The sequence below is a fragment of the Streptomyces cavernicola genome, assembly GCF_029968035.1.
In the GTDB taxonomy this organism is placed as follows: Bacteria; Actinomycetota; Actinomycetes; order Streptomycetales; family Streptomycetaceae; genus Streptomyces; species Streptomyces cavernicola.
On record NZ_JASCIQ010000056.1, the window covers coordinates 19368 to 35104 of the forward strand.

General features: G+C 70.5%; 13 protein-coding genes. 2 read left to right on the plus strand and 11 right to left on the minus strand.

The window, feature by feature from the left end; all coding sequences use genetic code 11:
* The first annotated feature begins 188 nt into the window (after window positions 1-188).
* A complete protein-coding gene (locus QIS96_RS34785; protein WP_282546846.1) occupies window positions 189-3320 on the plus strand; it encodes a glycoside hydrolase family 35 protein in 3132 nt (1043 codons plus the stop codon).
* Window positions 3321-3425: 105 nt separating this feature from the next.
* Here the strand turns inward: QIS96_RS34785 and QIS96_RS34790 are convergent, their stop codons facing one another.
* The 3 genes from QIS96_RS34790 to QIS96_RS34800 are packed head-to-tail and all read right to left on the minus strand — an operon-like array spanning window position 3426 to window position 6393.
* The gene (locus QIS96_RS34790) at window positions 3426-4067 is read right to left on the minus strand and encodes a LutC/YkgG family protein (RefSeq protein WP_282546847.1); all 642 of its coding nucleotides are present in this window, start codon (window positions 4065-4067) and stop codon (window positions 3426-3428) included.
* Window positions 4064-5626: a LutB/LldF family L-lactate oxidation iron-sulfur protein gene (locus QIS96_RS34795; protein ID WP_282546848.1), complete on the minus strand. Its 1563-nt coding sequence runs from the start codon at window positions 5624-5626 to the stop codon at window positions 4064-4066. The genes QIS96_RS34790 and QIS96_RS34795 overlap by 4 nt, the downstream gene beginning before the upstream one ends.
* Window positions 5623-6393, minus strand: coding sequence for a (Fe-S)-binding protein (locus tag QIS96_RS34800; RefSeq protein ID WP_282546849.1), 771 nt, complete (start codon window positions 6391-6393; stop codon window positions 5623-5625). The genes QIS96_RS34795 and QIS96_RS34800 overlap by 4 nt, the downstream gene beginning before the upstream one ends.
* A 291-nt stretch (window positions 6394-6684) precedes the next feature.
* Between QIS96_RS34800 and QIS96_RS34805 the strand changes: the two genes are divergently transcribed.
* Window positions 6685-8361 (plus strand): L-lactate permease, encoded by a 1677-nt coding sequence (locus QIS96_RS34805; RefSeq protein ID WP_282546850.1) that lies wholly within the window; start codon window positions 6685-6687, stop codon window positions 8359-8361.
* 30 nt (window positions 8362-8391) lie between these two features.
* Here QIS96_RS34805 and QIS96_RS34810 read toward each other — a convergent pair whose 3' ends face one another.
* From QIS96_RS34810 to QIS96_RS34845, 8 genes are all read right to left on the minus strand, one after another.
* On the minus strand, window positions 8392-9138 hold the full coding sequence (locus QIS96_RS34810) for a FadR/GntR family transcriptional regulator (RefSeq protein ID WP_282546851.1): 747 nt from the start codon (window positions 9136-9138) through the stop codon (window positions 8392-8394).
* 118 nt (window positions 9139-9256) lie between these two features.
* Window positions 9257-10309, minus strand: coding sequence for an amidohydrolase family protein (locus tag QIS96_RS34815; RefSeq protein WP_282546852.1), 1053 nt, complete (start codon window positions 10307-10309; stop codon window positions 9257-9259).
* Window positions 10306-10878 (minus strand): 3-hydroxyanthranilate 3,4-dioxygenase, encoded by a 573-nt coding sequence (locus QIS96_RS34820; RefSeq protein ID WP_282546853.1) that lies wholly within the window; start codon window positions 10876-10878, stop codon window positions 10306-10308. Before QIS96_RS34820 ends, QIS96_RS34815 begins: the two co-directional genes overlap by 4 nt.
* An 11-nt stretch (window positions 10879-10889) precedes the next feature.
* Window positions 10890-11318: a RidA family protein gene (locus QIS96_RS34825; protein ID WP_282546854.1), complete on the minus strand. Its 429-nt coding sequence runs from the start codon at window positions 11316-11318 to the stop codon at window positions 10890-10892.
* The gene (locus QIS96_RS34830) at window positions 11315-12094 is read right to left on the minus strand and encodes a 2-keto-4-pentenoate hydratase (protein ID WP_282546855.1); all 780 of its coding nucleotides are present in this window, start codon (window positions 12092-12094) and stop codon (window positions 11315-11317) included. The genes QIS96_RS34825 and QIS96_RS34830 overlap by 4 nt, the downstream gene beginning before the upstream one ends.
* The gene (locus QIS96_RS34835; protein ID WP_408907304.1) at window positions 12091-12921 is read right to left on the minus strand and encodes a 2-keto-4-pentenoate hydratase; all 831 of its coding nucleotides are present in this window, start codon (window positions 12919-12921) and stop codon (window positions 12091-12093) included. The genes QIS96_RS34830 and QIS96_RS34835 overlap by 4 nt, the downstream gene beginning before the upstream one ends.
* A 40-nt stretch (window positions 12922-12961) precedes the next feature.
* Window positions 12962-14407, minus strand: coding sequence for a 2-hydroxymuconic semialdehyde dehydrogenase (locus tag QIS96_RS34840; protein WP_282546856.1), 1446 nt, complete (start codon window positions 14405-14407; stop codon window positions 12962-12964).
* Between the two features lie 143 nt (window positions 14408-14550).
* Entirely contained in the window at window positions 14551-15477 is a 927-nt protein-coding gene (locus QIS96_RS34845) for a LysR substrate-binding domain-containing protein (RefSeq protein ID WP_282546857.1), read from the minus strand.
* Window positions 15478-15737 lie beyond the last annotated feature (260 nt).

The following is a 15737-nucleotide window of genomic DNA, read 5'->3' on the forward strand; positions in this document are numbered from 1 at the left end:
GGAGGGATGCGCCGTGAGACATAAGACGTCTGGGGTCTAGACCTCTGTTCCGGTGGTCCCTACGCTGGCCAACACCCCCTAGCCCGTCCCGGATGCGGCATGGGGCAGGCCCCGACCCATGCCCCGGTACAGCCGCACGCCCCCGCAGAGACGCTCCTTGACCGCGTGTCATCGAAAGGCATCCGCCCATGAACCCGTCATCCCGGCCCCGCGGCCCCCGAGGTCGCCGTTCATCCCGGACCGCCACCGTCCTCGCCGCGCACCGGACGGCCGCCGCCCTCGCACTGGCCCTGGGGCTCACGGCCCTCCCGCACGGCGCCCCCGTGGCCGCCGGCCCGTCGTCGCCCGTCGAGCAGGCCGCGAGCACCGCGGCCGACCCGGTCGCCTTCCCGGGCAACGACGGCAAACCGCACCGGGTGACCTGGGACCACAAGTCCCTCAAGATCGACGGCGAGCGACTGGCCGTCTGGTCCGGCGAGTTCCACTACTGGCGGCTGCCGAGCCCGCACCAATGGCGGGACGTCCTGCAGAAGTTGAAGGCCTCGGGCTTCAACGCCGTGTCGCTGTACTTCTTCTGGGGCTACCACTCCAGCAAGCCCGGCAGCTATGACTTCGAAGGCATCCGCGACATCGACCGGCTCCTCACCATGGCCGAGGAGGAAGGCCTGTACGTCATCGCCCGCCCCGGCCCGTACATCAACGCCGAGGCGAGCATGGGCGGCCTGCCCGCCTACATGACCAACCACGGCGGTGAGGAACGCACCGCGGATCCGCAGAACCTCGCGGCCGACCTGGAGTGGCTGAAGGCGGTCAACCGCATCATCGGCAGACACCAGATCACCGACGGCGGCGGCAGTGTCATCGCGTACCAGGTCGAGAACGAGCAGATCGACAACGCGCCCAAGCACATCGAGTACATCGAGAAACTCCAGAGCGCCGTCGAGGAGCACGGCATCGACGTACCGCTCTTCCACAACGACTGGGGCGACGGCCACGGCTGGAACGTGCCCGGCGGGCCCGGCGGCTCCAAGCTCGACCTCTACGCCTTCGACACCTACCCGCTGGGTTTCGACTGCGCGGGCTCCCGCGGCGGGTTGAAGGACTTCGAGTCCCGCATCCGGAGCTATTCGCCGAAGACGCCCGTCTTCATCGCGGAGGGACAGGGCGGGGCGTTCACCGCGTGGGGCCGGGACTTCCAGACGTCCGAGTGCGCGAAGTTCGCCGACGAGGCGTTCACCCGCCAGTTCGCGGTGAACAACCTCGCCAACGGCGTGACGATGTTCAACTCCTATATGGAGTACGGCGGCACGAACTGGGGCTGGACCGGCGACCCCGGCTCCGGCTTCACCTCGTACGACTACGGTGCGCCGATCTCCGAGGACCGGCGGATGCGTCCCAAGCTCGCCGTGCACAAGGAGTTCGGCTACCTGCAGAACGCGGTGAAACCCCTCGCGTCGGCGCAGAACGTCACCGCGCCGGAGACCACGGCCACGGGCGGCGGCCCGGTCAAGGCGCAACAGCGGCTGTCCACGGAGAACGCGCAGGAGACCTCCGTCTCCGGCAACGGCATGCGGCTGATCACGCTGCGGCACCCGGACTCCAACGACACCTCGACCAGCGAGGTGAGCTTCCCGCTCGACCTGGCCGCACCGCCCGCGCCGGCCGGGGCGACCGCTGATGAGGGAGGCTCCCGCGTCGAGCCGTCGGCTGTCGGCTATCCGCGCGTCCCGCAGAAGCAGGGCACCTCGATCCGCGTGGCCGGGCGGGACGCCAAGTCACTCGTCGCCGACTACGCCTTCGGCCCGCACCGTCTCGTCTACTCCACTTCGCAGCTGCTGACCCACCTGGACGCAGGCGGCGACCTCCTCGTCCTCGACGGCGCCGCCGGTGAGGACGGCGAGACGGTACTGCGCTACGCGACCGAGCCGAAGGTCACCACAGCCGACGGCGCCCCGGTCGACGTCGCCTGGGACGAAGAACGCAAGGACCTGCGGCTCAACTACGCGCACGACGGCACCCGTACGCTCAAGATCGAGGGCGACGGCAAGGAGCTGACCGTCCTGATCACGGACCGCTCCTCGGTGGCCACCACCTGGCAGCTGGACTCCAGCTCCGGCCAAGTCCTCGTGTCCGGGCCGGAGTTGGCGCGTACCGCCCGTGTCGAGGGCGGGCGGCTCGACCTCACCGGAGACACCCGGAAGCCCACGGAGCTGCGTGTGTTCGCCCCGAAGCAGGTCGACACCCTGACCTGGAACGGCGGCCAGGTCGACGCCACCCGCGACAAGGCGGGCGCGCTCGTCGCCACCCTGCCCGGGGCCCGGGACGTGTCGCTGCCCGGCCTGGAGGACTGGCGCTCCCACGACTCCGACCCCGAACGGCTCGCGGACTACGACGACTCGGCCTGGACCGAGGCCGACAAGACCAGCGCCGACAACCCGCAGCACGGACCCGGCGAGGTCCAGGGCGTCGTACTCGACACCGACGAGTACGGCTTCCACGAGGGCGACACCTGGTACCGGGGCCGCTACACACCCGACGCGGCGAGCGAGAGCGTCACGGTCCACGCGAAGACCGGCACCGCAGGCCATGCCATGGTCTGGCTGAACGGCCACTACCTGGGCCGGCAGGGCGACGGCACCGCCGTCCACGCCGTGCCGGACGGCATCGCCGAAGCGGGCGAGCCCGCCGTCCTGTCCGTCCTCGTCCGCAACATGGGCCACTACGAGGACTGGTCGTCCGACGGCCGTTCCAAGACCGGCCGCGGGCTCGCCGACGTGGACATCCCCGGCTCGGGCAAGGTGAGTTGGCGCATCCAGGGCGCGGCGGGCGGACCCGTCCCGGTCGACACCGCCCGTGGCATCTACAACAACGGCGGCCTGTACGGAGAGCGCCGGGGCTGGCACCTGCCCGGCGCACCGGACTCCTCCTGGAACAGCACCCGTTCGTTCAAGAGCGAGCGGGCCGGGGTCCGCTTCTACCGCACCACGGCGCAGCTGAACCTGCCGGAGGGGCAGGACACCGCGATCGGCCTGCGGATCGGCGACGACAGTGCGCGCCGGGACCCGTACCGCGTGCAGATCTTCGTGAACGGCTGGAACACCGGCCAGTACGTCAACAACGTGGGACCACAGAAGGAGTTCGTCATCCCGTCGGGCTTCCTCGACAAGAACGGGGAGAACACCGTCACGCTCGCGGTCAGCGCCGAGGAGAAGGGTGTGGGCCCCGACTCGGTCGAGCTGGTGAACCGGGGCACGGTACTCGGCGGCGTACCCGACCAGCAGAACGATGCACCGGAGTACGGGGACCTCCGTCGCCGCTGAGGGCGGCGACGGGCCGAGCGCGTGGCTCTCCTTGCGAACCGGTGGGCAGACAGGCCGCCTGCCCACCGGTTCGGGCCACCGGCGTCCAGGCGCGCCGGTGCGCTCTCAGACGTCTGTCCGGATCACCACGTCCAGGGTGCGTGGCCCGTGTACTCCCTCCACGCGCTCCAGTTCGATGTCGGACGTGGCCGACGGACCGCTGATGAGGGTCGTCGGGCGTTCCGGTACGAGGCGGGCGAGCGCCTCGGGGACGCCTACCTCGACGGTCGACAGGTCGACCACGCAGACGTGCAGGTCGGGTACGAGGGACAGGGCGCGCCGCCCCTGGTCGGGAGAGCCGTCCAGGAAGAGGGTGCCGGTCTCGGCGCAGGTCACCGCGGAGGCCGTCACCACACCGTCCAGGTCGTTCAGCCGCGGGGCCGGTACGTCCGGGGAGTCCTCCCGCACGGTGCCGTCGAACCCGGCCAGCCAGGAGCGGTCGAGGCCGGCCGGCACGCCCACCGTGCGGGCGCCGCGTGCTGCCAGGACCCGCGCGATCGTGCTGGCCGTGGTGGCCGCCGTACAGGGGTGCACCACGGCCTTGTAGTCGACGAGCCGGTCGACCAGCAGGTCGAGACGCTCCTCGGCGGGCAGCGTCCGGCCGGTGCGGTAGGCGCGTTCGACCTGCTCGTCAGGTTTCGGGGCGAGGGCCAGGGCGTCGCGGATCCGTCCGAGCACCGTCTCGCGTGCGCCGGTCTTGTCGGTCATCGCTGTTCCTCGGGGTTCTCGCCGGTGGACGGGTGGGAGGGGGCGCCGGTGCCCTCGGCCGCCGCCTTCCGCAGCGTGGCGGCGCCCTCGGCGGAGGCGAGCCAGGAGCGGAAGGTCTGCTTGGGCGGTGCGGGGGTGTCCCGGCTCTCGCTCCAGCCGTCGAAGGGCGGTGGCAGGTGCGAGATCTTCCGGTCCCGGCCGGCGATGACCCGGCCCAGGCCCGCTGCCTTCTGGGCGTTCGTGTACAGCTTGGGCCGGGACATCACCGCGCCGGCCGCCTTCATGGCCAGCTTCTCGGCGGTGGTGCCGGACTGCTCGGTGTGCTGGTGGCGCAGTTCGACGAGAAGCGAGGGGATGTCGATCTTCACGGGGCAGGCGTCGAAGCAGGCCCCGCAGAGGGTGGAGGCGTACGGCAGCGAGCTGTTCGGGTCGTTCTTGGCCTCGTGCATGCCGGCCAGCTGCGGCGTGAGCACCGCGCCGATGGGACCGGGGTACGTCGATCCGTAGGCGTGGCCGCCGGCGCGTTCGTACACGGGGCAGACGTTCAGGCAGGCCGAGCAGCGGATGCAGTTGAGCGCCTCGCGGCCGACGGAGTCGGCGAGCGCGGCGGTGCGCCCGTTGTCGAGCAGGACGAGATGGAAGTCCTGCGGTCCGTCACCGGGGGTGACACCGGTCCACAGCGAGGTGTAGGGGTTCATCCGCTCTCCGGTGGAGGAGCGGGGGAGCAGTTGGAAGAAGACCTCGAGGTCGCTGTAGCGGGGCAGCACCTTCTCGATGCCCATGACGGTGATCAGAGTGTCCGGCAGGGTCAGGCACATCCGGCCGTTGCCCTCGGACTCGACGACCGACAGGGTGCCGGTCTCGGCGATGCCGAAGTTGGCTCCGGAGACCGCGACCTTGGTCGTCATGAACTTCTCGCGCAGGTAGGCACGCGCGGCGGCGGCCAGGTGCGCCGGTACGGAGTCGAGGCCGGGGTCGACTCCGGGGATGCCCTTGAGGAAGATCTGCCGGATCTCGTCGCGGTTGCGGTGGATCGCCGGGACCAGGATGTGCGAGGGCTTGTCGTGCGCCAGCTGCACGATGAGCTCGGCGAGATCGGTCTCGTGGGCCTGGATGCCCCGCTCCTCCAGGTGTTCGTTGAGCCCGATCTCCTGGGTGGCCATCGACTTGACCTTGATGACCTCGCTGCTGCCGGTCGCCTCCACGAGACGGGTCACGATCGCGTTCGCCTCGACGGCGTCCCGTGCCCAGTGGACGGTCCCGCCGGCCGCGGTGACCTTCTCCTCCAGCTGTTCGAGGAGCTCGGGAAGCCGGTTCATCGTGTCCGTCTTGATCGCCGATCCGGCGGCCCTGAGCTGCTCCCAGTCGGGGAGTTCGCCGGTCATCGCGAGCCGCTTGGCGCGGATGGTGTGCGTCGCCCTGTGCAGGTTCTCGCGCAGCTGCTCGTTGCGCAGCTCCGTGTGCGCGGCCTTGGGGAACTTCTTGTCGCCGCGCAGGTTGCCCTCGCCGTACGGGGCGCGGGGCGGGGCGGCGGGCATGCCGAGGAAGGTGCTGCTCATCGTGCGGCCTCCGTCAGGGCGTCGTACGGCGTGGTTCGGGTGGCGGCCAGGATCTGCGCGAGGTGCAGGGTCCGGGTGCCCGACTTGATGCGGGACAGGCCGCCGCCGATGTGCATGAGGCAGGAGGAGTCTCCGGCCGTGCAGACGGCGGCGCCCGTGGCGGTCACGTGAGTGATCTTGTCCTGGAGCATGGCGGTGGACGTGTCGGCGTTCTTCACGGCGAACGTGCCGCCGAAGCCGCAGCAGGCGTCGGCCTCCGGCAGCTCGACCAGGTCGATCCCCTCCACGGCGCGCAGCAGCTGCAGCGGCTTCTCGCCGACGTGCAGCATGCGCAGTGAGTGGCAGGTGGGGTGGTAGGTGACGCGGTGCGGGAAGTAGGCCCCGACGTCCACGGTGCCCAGGACGTCGACGAGCAGCTCGGACAGCTCGTAGGTCTTCGCCTTGACGCGCGCGACACCCGACCGAAGCGCTCGGTCGCCGTACCGCTCGGCGATGATCTCGTGCTGGTGGCGGACCGATCCCGCGCAGGAGCCGGACGGCATCACGACGGCGTCGATGGCGGAGTCGCCGAACTGCTCGGCGAAGTTGCGCACCAGCGGCACCGGCTCACGCTGGTAGCCGGTGTTCACATGCATCTGTCCGCAGCAGGTCTGCTCCGGCGGGAACACCAGCTCGTGGCCGAGCCTGCTCAGCACGATGGCGGTGGCTTTGACCGCGTCGGGGAAGAGGGTGTCTCCCAGGCAGGTGGCGAAGAGTCCGATACGCAAGGGAGGGCCTCCACGATCCAGTCTCGCGATTCGATTTACGGTCCGACCATACTAGCGTCGTGCCACAAGGTCGCCAGGGTCATCCAGATTTTGAGGTCATCGGCGCAGACAGCAATTTGGTCGGACCTTATTGACATCAGGCATTAGTGGGTGCGCTACTGAGTGCGCCCGCTGCCCTGAGCTGTGGCCACTCCAAGGGGAGCGGCCGAGAGGCAGCAGTCGCTTCCCATCGCACACCGTGAGACGAGCCCTCCGGTTGCGTGGTCCGGAACTCGACGAGGAGTACTTTTCGTGGCCTCAGCACACCCCTGGGCGGCACTCGCCGCCTACACCCCGGACGTGCACGCCGTCGGCGGCAGTCTCGCCGGCACGGCACTGCTGGGCCTCGCGCCCCTGGGTGTCTTCTTCCTGCTGCTCATGGTGGTCAAGCGGTCCGCGCTGCAGTCCGCACTCGGCGCGCTGATCACCGCCCTGCTCGTCGCCGTGTTCGGCATGGGCATGCCGGTGGACCTCGGACTGCTCTCCGCCTCGCAGGGGCTGGTCTTCGGCCTCTTCCCTGTGATGCTCATCGTGGTCGCGGCCATCTGGTTCTACGAGCTCACCGTGGTCAGCAACCGCTTCGAGGACCTACGGCGCTCCTTCAGCGCGGTCGGCCGCGGCGACCTGCGGATCCAGGCCATGCTGATCGCCTTCTGCTTCGGCGGACTCCTGGAGGCGCTCGCCGGCTTCGGCGCACCCGTCGCCATCACCGCGGCCATGCTGATGGCGCTCGGCCTCCCGCCGCTGCGTGCGGCCGTCACCGTCCTCGTGGCGAACACGGCCCCGGTCGCCTTCGGCGCGATGGCCATCCCGATCACCACGGCCGGAAACCTCACCGGCATCCCGCCCGAGGAGATCGCCGCGGTCGTGGGCCGGCAGAGCCCGCTGCTCGCCCTCTTCGTCCCGCTGCTGCTGCTCTTCCTGGTCGACGGGCTCCGCGGAGTGCGTCAGCTGTGGCCGATCGCCCTGGTCACCGGAGCGGTCTTCGCCGCCGCGCAATTCTGGTGCTCGGCCCACTTCGCGTACGAACTGACCGACGTCGTCGCCGCGCTCGCCGGCTTCGCGGTCGCCGTGCTCATGCTGCGCTTCTGGCGGCCGACCACCCCGGACGACCAGCGCTCCCAGGTCGAAGCCGACCAGCAGCTCACCCCGCGGCGTGTCCTGCTCGCCGTCCTGCCGTACCTGCTGGTCATCGTGATCTTCGGGCTCGCCAAGCTGAAGATCGGCGCCCTCGACGTGCCCGCGGCCCTCGGTATCTGGAACCTGAAGATCGAATGGCCGGGCCTGTACGGCGCACTCCTCGCCCCCGACGGCTCGGCGGCCGACAGCGCCGTCTACAAACTGGAGGTGCTCGGCAACCCCGGCACCCTGCTGATCGTCTCCGGCGTCCTCGTCACCCTGATCTACCGCCTCACCCGCGACGAGCACTTCCCGATGACCGCGGGCATGGCCGCCACGGCCGCCGGCCGCACCGTGAAGAACATGCGCGTCGCCATCGCCACGGTCGCGACCGTGCTGTCCCTGTCCTACGTCATGAACCAGTCGGGGCAGACCGTCGCCATCGGCACCTGGCTGGCCGCGGCCGGCGGGATCTTCGCCCTCCTCTCGCCCTCCCTCGGCTGGCTGGGCACGGCTGTCACCGGCTCGGACACCTCGGCGAACGCGCTTTTCGCGACGCTCCAGCAGACCGCGGGCCAGAAGGCCGGCATCGATCCGACGCTGCTCGTCGCGGCGAACACGTCGGGCGGGGTGGTCGGCAAGCTGGTCAGTCCGCAGAACCTGACCATCGCCGCGACCGCCGTCGGCGTGCCGGGCAGTGAACGGGTCCTGCTGCGCAAGGTCGCCGGCTACAGCCTCGCCATGCTCGCCGTCCTGTGCGTCCTGGTGTACCTGCAGTCGCTGCCGGTGCTGTCCTGGATGCTGCCCTGACGTCCTCGTACCCGCGCCGGGACGATGCCGCTACGCCGTGGGCGTGGCGGCATCGTCGACGAGCGTGCCGTGGAACCCGCGGATGTGCCGCTCGACCAGGTCCGCGGCGCGCGGGCCGTCGCCGGCCCGCACCAGCCGCAGCAGCTCGGTGTGCTCTTCGTTGAGCGCGCGGGCCGTCTCCGGCCAGTCCTCGCCGGTGGCCTCCTCGGCCTCCAGAATCAGCGTCCGCACGGATTCGCGCACAGCCGAGGTCAGCGTCGAGATCAGCTCGTTGCCCGAGCTGCGGGCGATGTGCACGTGGAAGCGCGTGTCCAGGTCGTTGAACTCGCCGACCGGGAGGGCGGGGTCCTGCATGCGCTCCAGCACGGCCGCGGCCTCGTCCAACTCCTCCTCGGAGGCGGAACGGGCGGCCGCCTCGAAGCTGGAGCGCTCCAGGACGACCCGGGACTCCATCACGTCCTCGAGGCTGTAACTGCCGAGTGCGACATGCAGCCGGAGCAGTCGCCCCAGGGCGCTGTCCGGGTTCTGCACCATCCGGGCGCCGGCGTCCGGGCCGCGCCCGGCGGTCGCCACCAGTACGCCGATCGTCTCCATCACCCGGAGCGCTTCGCGCAGGGCGGACCGGCTGACTCCGAGGGCGGGGGCCAGCTCGCGTTCGGGAGGAAGCCGGTCGCCGGCCTTGAGCTGCCCCGCGAGCACCTGCTCCTCGATGCTCTCCAGGACGAGCTCATGTGTCCGCGACTGTCGAACCGGACGCCATTCGGCCACCGTCGGCACCTCCACAACCCGTTTGCCGTATGTGAGGATCACTATGGCACAACTGGGCTATGGTCGGACCATAAAACGGTACGTTCCGGACGGTGCCCCAGGCGGCGGCGACGGTCCGGTCCACCCGCTACGAACACAGCGCCTCCGCATCGGTGCCCTTCCCGGCGAGGGAGAAGAACGCGGCGGCGTTGCCGCCGAGCAGGAGGGCGCGCTCGGCGTCGCTCAGGCCGGGGCAGTTCCGGATCACCGATCCCGGCTCCTGTTCCCCGAGGGGGAAGGGGAAGTCGGTGCCGAGCATCACCCGGTCCGGGCCCATCACGTCGACGAGGAGCCGCAGCGCCCGCGGGTCGAAAACGGCGGAGTCGACGTGGAAGCGACGCACGTACGCCGAGGGCGGTTCGGGTGAGTCGGCACGGACGATGTCGCGGTGGTGCCAGGCGTTGTCCGCTCGGCCGAGCAGGTAGGCGAAACTGCCGCCGCCGTGGCAGAAGCACAGCTTCAGCGACTCCGGCAGCCGCTCGAACGTGCCGGCCAGGGCCATGCCGAGGATGGTGAGCTGGGTCTCGGCGGGCATGCCGACCAGCCACTTCAGCATGTGCGGGCTCATCCGCTCGCCGCCGGGCATGTCCCAGGGATGTACGAGCACCGGCACGCCCTCGTCCGCGCAGTGCACGAGGAACGCCGTGATGTCCTCGTCCGTCAGTGAGCGGTCGCCGATGTGATTGCCGATGTGGACGCCTCGGTGTCCCGCGGCGGCTGCTTTGGAGACCGTCTCGCAGGCCAGTGCGAGGTCCTGCAGCGGCACCTGGCACAGCGGCAGCAGTCGTTCCGGGGCTTGGGCGCAGTAGGCGAGGATGCGCTCGTTGACCAGCTCGCACCACTCCGAGGCACGGGCGGGATCGGCTTCGTATCCGAACATCAGCGGGGTGGAGGAGACGGCCTGGACATCGACGCCGAGTGTGTCCATGGCGGCCACTCGCTGCTCCGGGTCCCACAGGGGCCCGGTGACGGGGCGGTACTCATCGGCACCGCTCATCATCATGCCGGTGCCGTCGCGGTGGACGCGCAGCCAGGGCTCGCCGGAGCCGGTGAGGATACGGCTCTCGGATTCGGAGATGCGGGGGAAGACGTGCGCGTGGACGTCGATGATCGACAAGGAGGTCTCCTGAGTGTGGGTCATGCGCGGGTCTGCGTGCGCGGGCGCATCTCCTCGGGCCACTGCCGGCCCGGGTGCACGGCGCCGCAGTGCGGGCAGGTGCGGTCGCCGCCGTAGAAGGCCTCGAAGACGGGCGGCAGGTCGTCGACGATCGAGGCGAGCTGGAGCTCCGAGCGGTGCACCAGGCGGTGGCAGTCGACGCAGTACCACTCGAAGGCGTCCAGCTGGCCCTCCGGCCGGGCGAACTCGACGACGAGGCCGATGCTGCCGGGTTCGGGCCGCTGCGGGGAGTGCCGCACGTGCGGCGGCAGCAGGAAGACGTCGCCCTCGTTGATCTGGACGTCGACCGGCGGCTTGCCCTCTTCCTCCATGACGCGGAGCACCATGTTGCCGCGGAGCTGGTAGAAGAACTCCTCGAGCGGGTCGTCGTGGAAGTCGGTGCGCTGGTTGGGGCCGCCGACCACGGTGACCATCAGGTTGGCGTCCTGCCAGATCTGGACGTTGCCGACGGGCGGCTTGAGCAGTTCCCGGTGCTCGTCGATCCACTGGCTGAAGTTGAACGGCAGTCCGCTCGTGATCTTCGGCAGGTTCATGGTGGTGCTCCTCAGGACGTGGCGAGGGGGATGCGGGCGACGCAGGCGATCTCGATGAGCAGGTGCGGGTGCGGGAGTTGGTGGACTGCGACGGTGGTACGAGCGGGGCCGGTCTCGTCGAAGTACTCGGCGTAGACCTCGTTGTAGCCGCCGAAGTCGTTCATGCTGACCAGGTACGTGGAGATGTTGACGACGTCGCACAGGTCGCCTCCGGCGGCGCGCAGCACGTCGCGGATGTTCTCGATGACGGTGCGGGTCTGCTCGCGGATGTCGAGACTGGTCGTCCCCATCGCGTCGGCACTCGCCCCCGCGAAGGAGCCGTCCGGCCGCCGTGAACTGGTCCCGGAGACGTAGACGAAGTCACCGGCACGCTTCAGATGGGGAAAGCGGCCGCGGGGTCGTGCCTTGCCCTCGACCAGGACGCCCGGGTCAGTGCTCATCGGGTCGTCACCTCCGCGGCGCCCAGGCCGGCGCCGGCGATCCGCAGGTGCGCGTTCGCGGGCAGTGGTACGGCTGCTGTGGCTGCGCCGGCGAGCACCACGAAGCCGGGCTCCAGCACGACCCCGGCGTCGCCGGCGAGCCGGGCCGCAGCGGTGAGGGAGCGCAGCGGGTGGCCGAGGACGGCCGCCGACGAGCCGGTGGCCACCGGGCGGCCGTCGACCTCCACGGTCAGCCCGAGATTGCCGAGGTGCACACCGTCCGGGTCGTGCCAGGGGGCGTTGCCGAAGTGGGCCGCCGAGGCGTTGTCGGCGATGACGTCGGGCAGCGTGAACCGGAAATCCTCGTAGCGCGAGTCGAGCACCTCGTACGCGACCGCGACTCCCGCGACCGCGCGGGCCGCCTCGGCGGGGGAGATCCGCCCGGACAGCGGGCGGCCCAGCAGAAAGGCGATCTCGGGTTCGATCCGGGGGTGGATGAGGCCACCGGTGTCGAGGACGCCGCCGTCCTCGACCAGCATGGCGTCGGTGAGCAGGCCCCAGATGACGTCGTCGACGCCCATCTGCGCCATCTTGGCGCGGCTCGTGAAGCCCATCTTGACGCCGATCAGCGACTCGCCACGCGCACGCCTGCGGTCGATGCCGGCCCGCTGGACGGCGTAGGCCGTGGGTATGTCGAGCGGTGTGGTGTCGGTGAGCCGGGCGGTGGTGCGGGCGGAGCGGGTGGCGTCGTCCAGGGTCTCGGCGAGCGCCGCGATGTTCGGTTGGTTCATCGTCATGCCTCCTCGGCGGTGTCGGGGGCGAAGGCGACGCGGACGTCGCCGAGCCCGTCGATGCGGGCCTGCAGCACATCTCCCGGTGCCACGGGCACCATCGGGCCGAGTGCGCCGGTCAGCACGGTGTCGCCCGCGCGCAGCGGACGGCCCAGACGGACGAGAGCGTCGGCCAGCCACAGGGCGGCGGTGAGCGGGTGGCCGAGGCAGGCGGTGCCCGCTCCGGTGGAGATCTGCTCGCCCCGGCGTTCCAGGACCATGCCGGCGAGCCGAAGGTCCACGTCGCGCAGCGGCACGGGGCGGCTGCCGAGGACGTACAGACCGGAGGAGGCGTTGTCGGCGACGGTGTCGGTGAGGGTGATGTCCCAGTCGCGGATCCGGCTGCCGCACACCTCGACGGCGGGCAGCGCGAACGCGGTGGCCCGCAACAGGTCGGCGACGGTGTGCCGTTCGTGGGTGAGGTCGGCCTCGAGGACGAGGGCGACCTCGGCCTCCGCCCTGGCCTGCTGCACCGTTCCTGCGGGGATCTCCGCACTGTCCGGGACCGCCATGTCGGCGTAGAGCATGCCGAAGTCCGGGGCGTCGACGCCGAGTTGGTGCTGTACGGCCGGCGAGGTCAGGCCGATCTTGCGGCCGCTGAGCCGGCGGCCTTCGGCGAGCCAGTGCTCGGTCAGCCGGTCCTGCACGGCGTAGGCGGTGTCGATGTCGTCGACCAGGTCGCGCACCGGCGCACAGGGCGTGCGGGTGGCATGGGCTTCGAGCAGCCGGGCGACGGCGGCGTCCACAGCGGTGCCGGGGCGGGGCGGGTCACTGACGGGTGAGGTGTCGATCACGGAGTCTCACTCCAACTCTGACGGGGAGGGTGGCTTGGGCTCAGACCTGGACGCACACGTTGACCGGCTCGGAGAAGAAGTCGAGCGAGTGTTCGCCGCCCTCCCTGCCGATGCCGGAGTCCTTGCTGCCGCCGAACGGGGTCCGCAGGTCGCGCAGGTTCCAGCAGTTGACCCAGACGACCCCGGCTTCGATCTGCGGGGCGACCCGGTGTGCGCGGGACAGGTCGGTGGTCCACACGGTCGCGGCGAGTCCGTAGCGGCTGTCGTTGGCGAGCCGTACCGCCTCTTCCTCGGTGTCGAAGGGGGCGACGTGGCACACCGGGCCGAAGATCTCCTCCTGCACGACGCGGGAGCTCTGCGGCAGCCCGGTCAGTACGGTCGGTTCGACGTGGAAGCCCTGGTCCCTGGCGTCGCCGAAGTGCGGCACCCCGCCGCCGGCGACGATCTTCGCGTTCTCGTCGGCGGCCAGCCGGTAGTAGGAGAGCACCTTGTCGCGGTGGGCGGCGGAGATCATGGGCCCGTAACCGGTCAGGGCGCGGGCCCGTTCCCCGAGCCCGGCGACGAACTCCTCGAAGACCGGGCGCTCGACGTAGACGCGTTCGGTGCACAGGCAGATCTGCCCGGAGTGGGTGAACGCGGAGCGCGCGGTGCCGTCGACCGCCGCGTCGATGTCGGCGTCGGCGAAGACGAGTGCGGCGTTCTTGCCGCCGAGTTCGAAGGAGACCGGGGTGATGTGGTCGGCGGCGCCGCGCATGATGGCGGCACCGGTGGCCGAGGCGCCGGTGAAGGCGATGGCGTCCACGTCGGAGTGCGTGGTGAGGTACTCGCCCGCCGAGCCGGCGCCCCTGCCGTGGACGAGGTTGAACACGCCGGCCGGCAGCCCGGCCTCTCCGATCACCTCGGCGAGCAGTGTCGCCGAGGTGGGGGTCTCCTCGGAGGGCTTGGCGACGACGGTGTTGCCGGCCGCCAGCGCCGGTGCCACCTTCCAGGTGAGCAGCAGCAGCGGAAGGTTCCACGGCGAGACGACCGCGACCACGCCGAGCGGGCGGCGGACGGTGTAGTTGAGGGCCTGGCCCGATCCCGCGCTCCAGCCCGGGACCGCGGTGGCGTACAGGTGCTCGGGACGGCCGTACAGGAGGTCGGCGTAGGCGCGGAAGTTGCCGATCGCCCGGGGGATGTCGACGGTGGCCGCCAGCTCGCGGGGCTTGCCGGTGTCGCCCACCTCGGCGTCGACGAACTCCTCGAAGCGCGCCTGGATGCCGTCGGCGATCCGGCGCAGGGCGGCGGCCCGGTCTTCGGCGGAGGTTCCGCCCCAGGGGCCGTTCAGCGCGGTGCGGGCCGCGTTGACGGCGGCGTCGACCGTCTCCCGGCCCGCCTCGGGAACCTGCCCCCGGACGGCGGCGTCGACCGGGTCGACCAGCGGAAGCATCGTGGTGGCGTGGCTGTGCGGAAGGAAGGTCCCGCCTATGTAGTGCGCCGGATTCATCTGCCTTGCCCCTTGTTCGTCGACTCTGGGTCCGCACAAGGAGCATCCGGCAGGTGATCTATGTCTGTCTAATATCTATCTTCGACTCGGCTATACCCGTTTAGGCATACCCGGCGTACTTGCCAGGCGTACCTGTACGTGACTCAGGACTCCTCCAGCTCGGCCGCGACAGACCTCAGCGTCGTCAGCAGCTTCTGCGTCGACGGGCCGAGCGGCCGGCCGGCGGGCAGGGTGACGCCCACGCTGTGCCCGATGGGCTCCAGCGGAACGGGGAGCGTGACGAGGCGCGGGTCGCCCCTGCCGATCAGGCCCGGCAGCACGGCGACGACGTCGGTCTCGATCAGCAGCTGGCGAACGGTGAGGAACGAGGTGCACTCCACCCGGTTCTCGGGCAGAGCCAGGCCGTTACGGACGAAGAACTCCTCCAGCTCGCGGCGCAGCACCGTCTCCGTCCCGGGCAGGATCCACGGGTACTCCAGCAGATCCGCGAGGCCGACCTCTGCGCGGTCGCTCAGCGGATGGGCCTCGCCGACGACGACCTTCACGGACTCCTCGTAGAGACTCTCCCGGACCGTGGTGTCGCCGGCGAGGGAGGTGAGCCGGCCGAGAATCAGGTCGACCCGCCCGGCCTCCAGGCCGACCAGCAGTACCTCCGGCGTCGCCTCGCGCACCACGACCGTCAGCAGCGGGTGCCTTTCCTTCACCGCCGCGATGGCCCGGGGCAGCAGAAGGTTGGACCCTGCGAGGTGGGTGCCGACCACCACGGTCCCGCGGTCGGCTTCCGCGATCTCGGTCATATGGCGCGCCGCCTGCCGCAGCTGCGCGAGAACGGCGCGGGCGTGGTCGGTGAACGCCGCACCGAAGACGGTCGGCGTGATCCCGCGCGGCCCGCGGTCGTACAGCGTCACCCCCAGGATGGCCTCGAGATCGTGCAGCCCACGGGTCACCACAGGCTGCGTCACATGGAGGGCGGCCGCGGCGCCGACGACGCTGCCCTGCTCGGTGAGCGCGTCGACCAGGATCAGATGACGGAGCTTGAGGCGTCCGTCCAGCAGGCGAGGCATGTCCATGAAGGAACCCTATAGCGGGGGACTCGCCATCTGGAGCTCAGCCATACCCGTCAGGGCATAGGTGGCGGATCGCGCGCGATCTGGCGTATTCATCGGTGAAGGAAGCGCGGCGCTATGACCGTACGGCTATGGCATCGAGCCAAGTTGGCATTGGCCGGGCATGACTCCCAGAGGTCACGATGAGCGTCACGATGTGGCGGCGAGCACACACGGGTGTGCCGGGGCTGGAACGCCCCTCGTCACAGGGCCCCAGCAGAAAG

Coding starts and splice junctions, on each gene's coding strand:
- QIS96_RS34785 (WP_282546846.1), top strand. CDS start 189: ATGAACCCGTCATCCCGGCCCCGCGGCCCCCGAGGTCGCCGTTCATCC.
- QIS96_RS34790 (WP_282546847.1), bottom strand. CDS start 4,067: ATGACCGACAAGACCGGCGCACGCGAGACGGTGCTCGGACGGATCCGC.
- QIS96_RS34795 (WP_282546848.1), bottom strand. CDS start 5,626: ATGAGCAGCACCTTCCTCGGCATGCCCGCCGCCCCGCCCCGCGCCCCG.
- QIS96_RS34815 (WP_282546852.1), bottom strand. CDS start 10,309: ATGACCCACACTCAGGAGACCTCCTTGTCGATCATCGACGTCCACGCG.
- QIS96_RS34820 (WP_282546853.1), bottom strand. CDS start 10,878: ATGAACCTGCCGAAGATCACGAGCGGACTGCCGTTCAACTTCAGCCAG.
- QIS96_RS34825 (WP_282546854.1), bottom strand. CDS start 11,318: ATGAGCACTGACCCGGGCGTCCTGGTCGAGGGCAAGGCACGACCCCGC.
- QIS96_RS34830 (WP_282546855.1), bottom strand. CDS start 12,094: ATGACGATGAACCAACCGAACATCGCGGCGCTCGCCGAGACCCTGGAC.
- QIS96_RS34840 (WP_282546856.1), bottom strand. CDS start 14,407: ATGAATCCGGCGCACTACATAGGCGGGACCTTCCTTCCGCACAGCCAC.
- QIS96_RS34845 (WP_282546857.1), bottom strand. CDS start 15,477: ATGGACATGCCTCGCCTGCTGGACGGACGCCTCAAGCTCCGTCATCTG.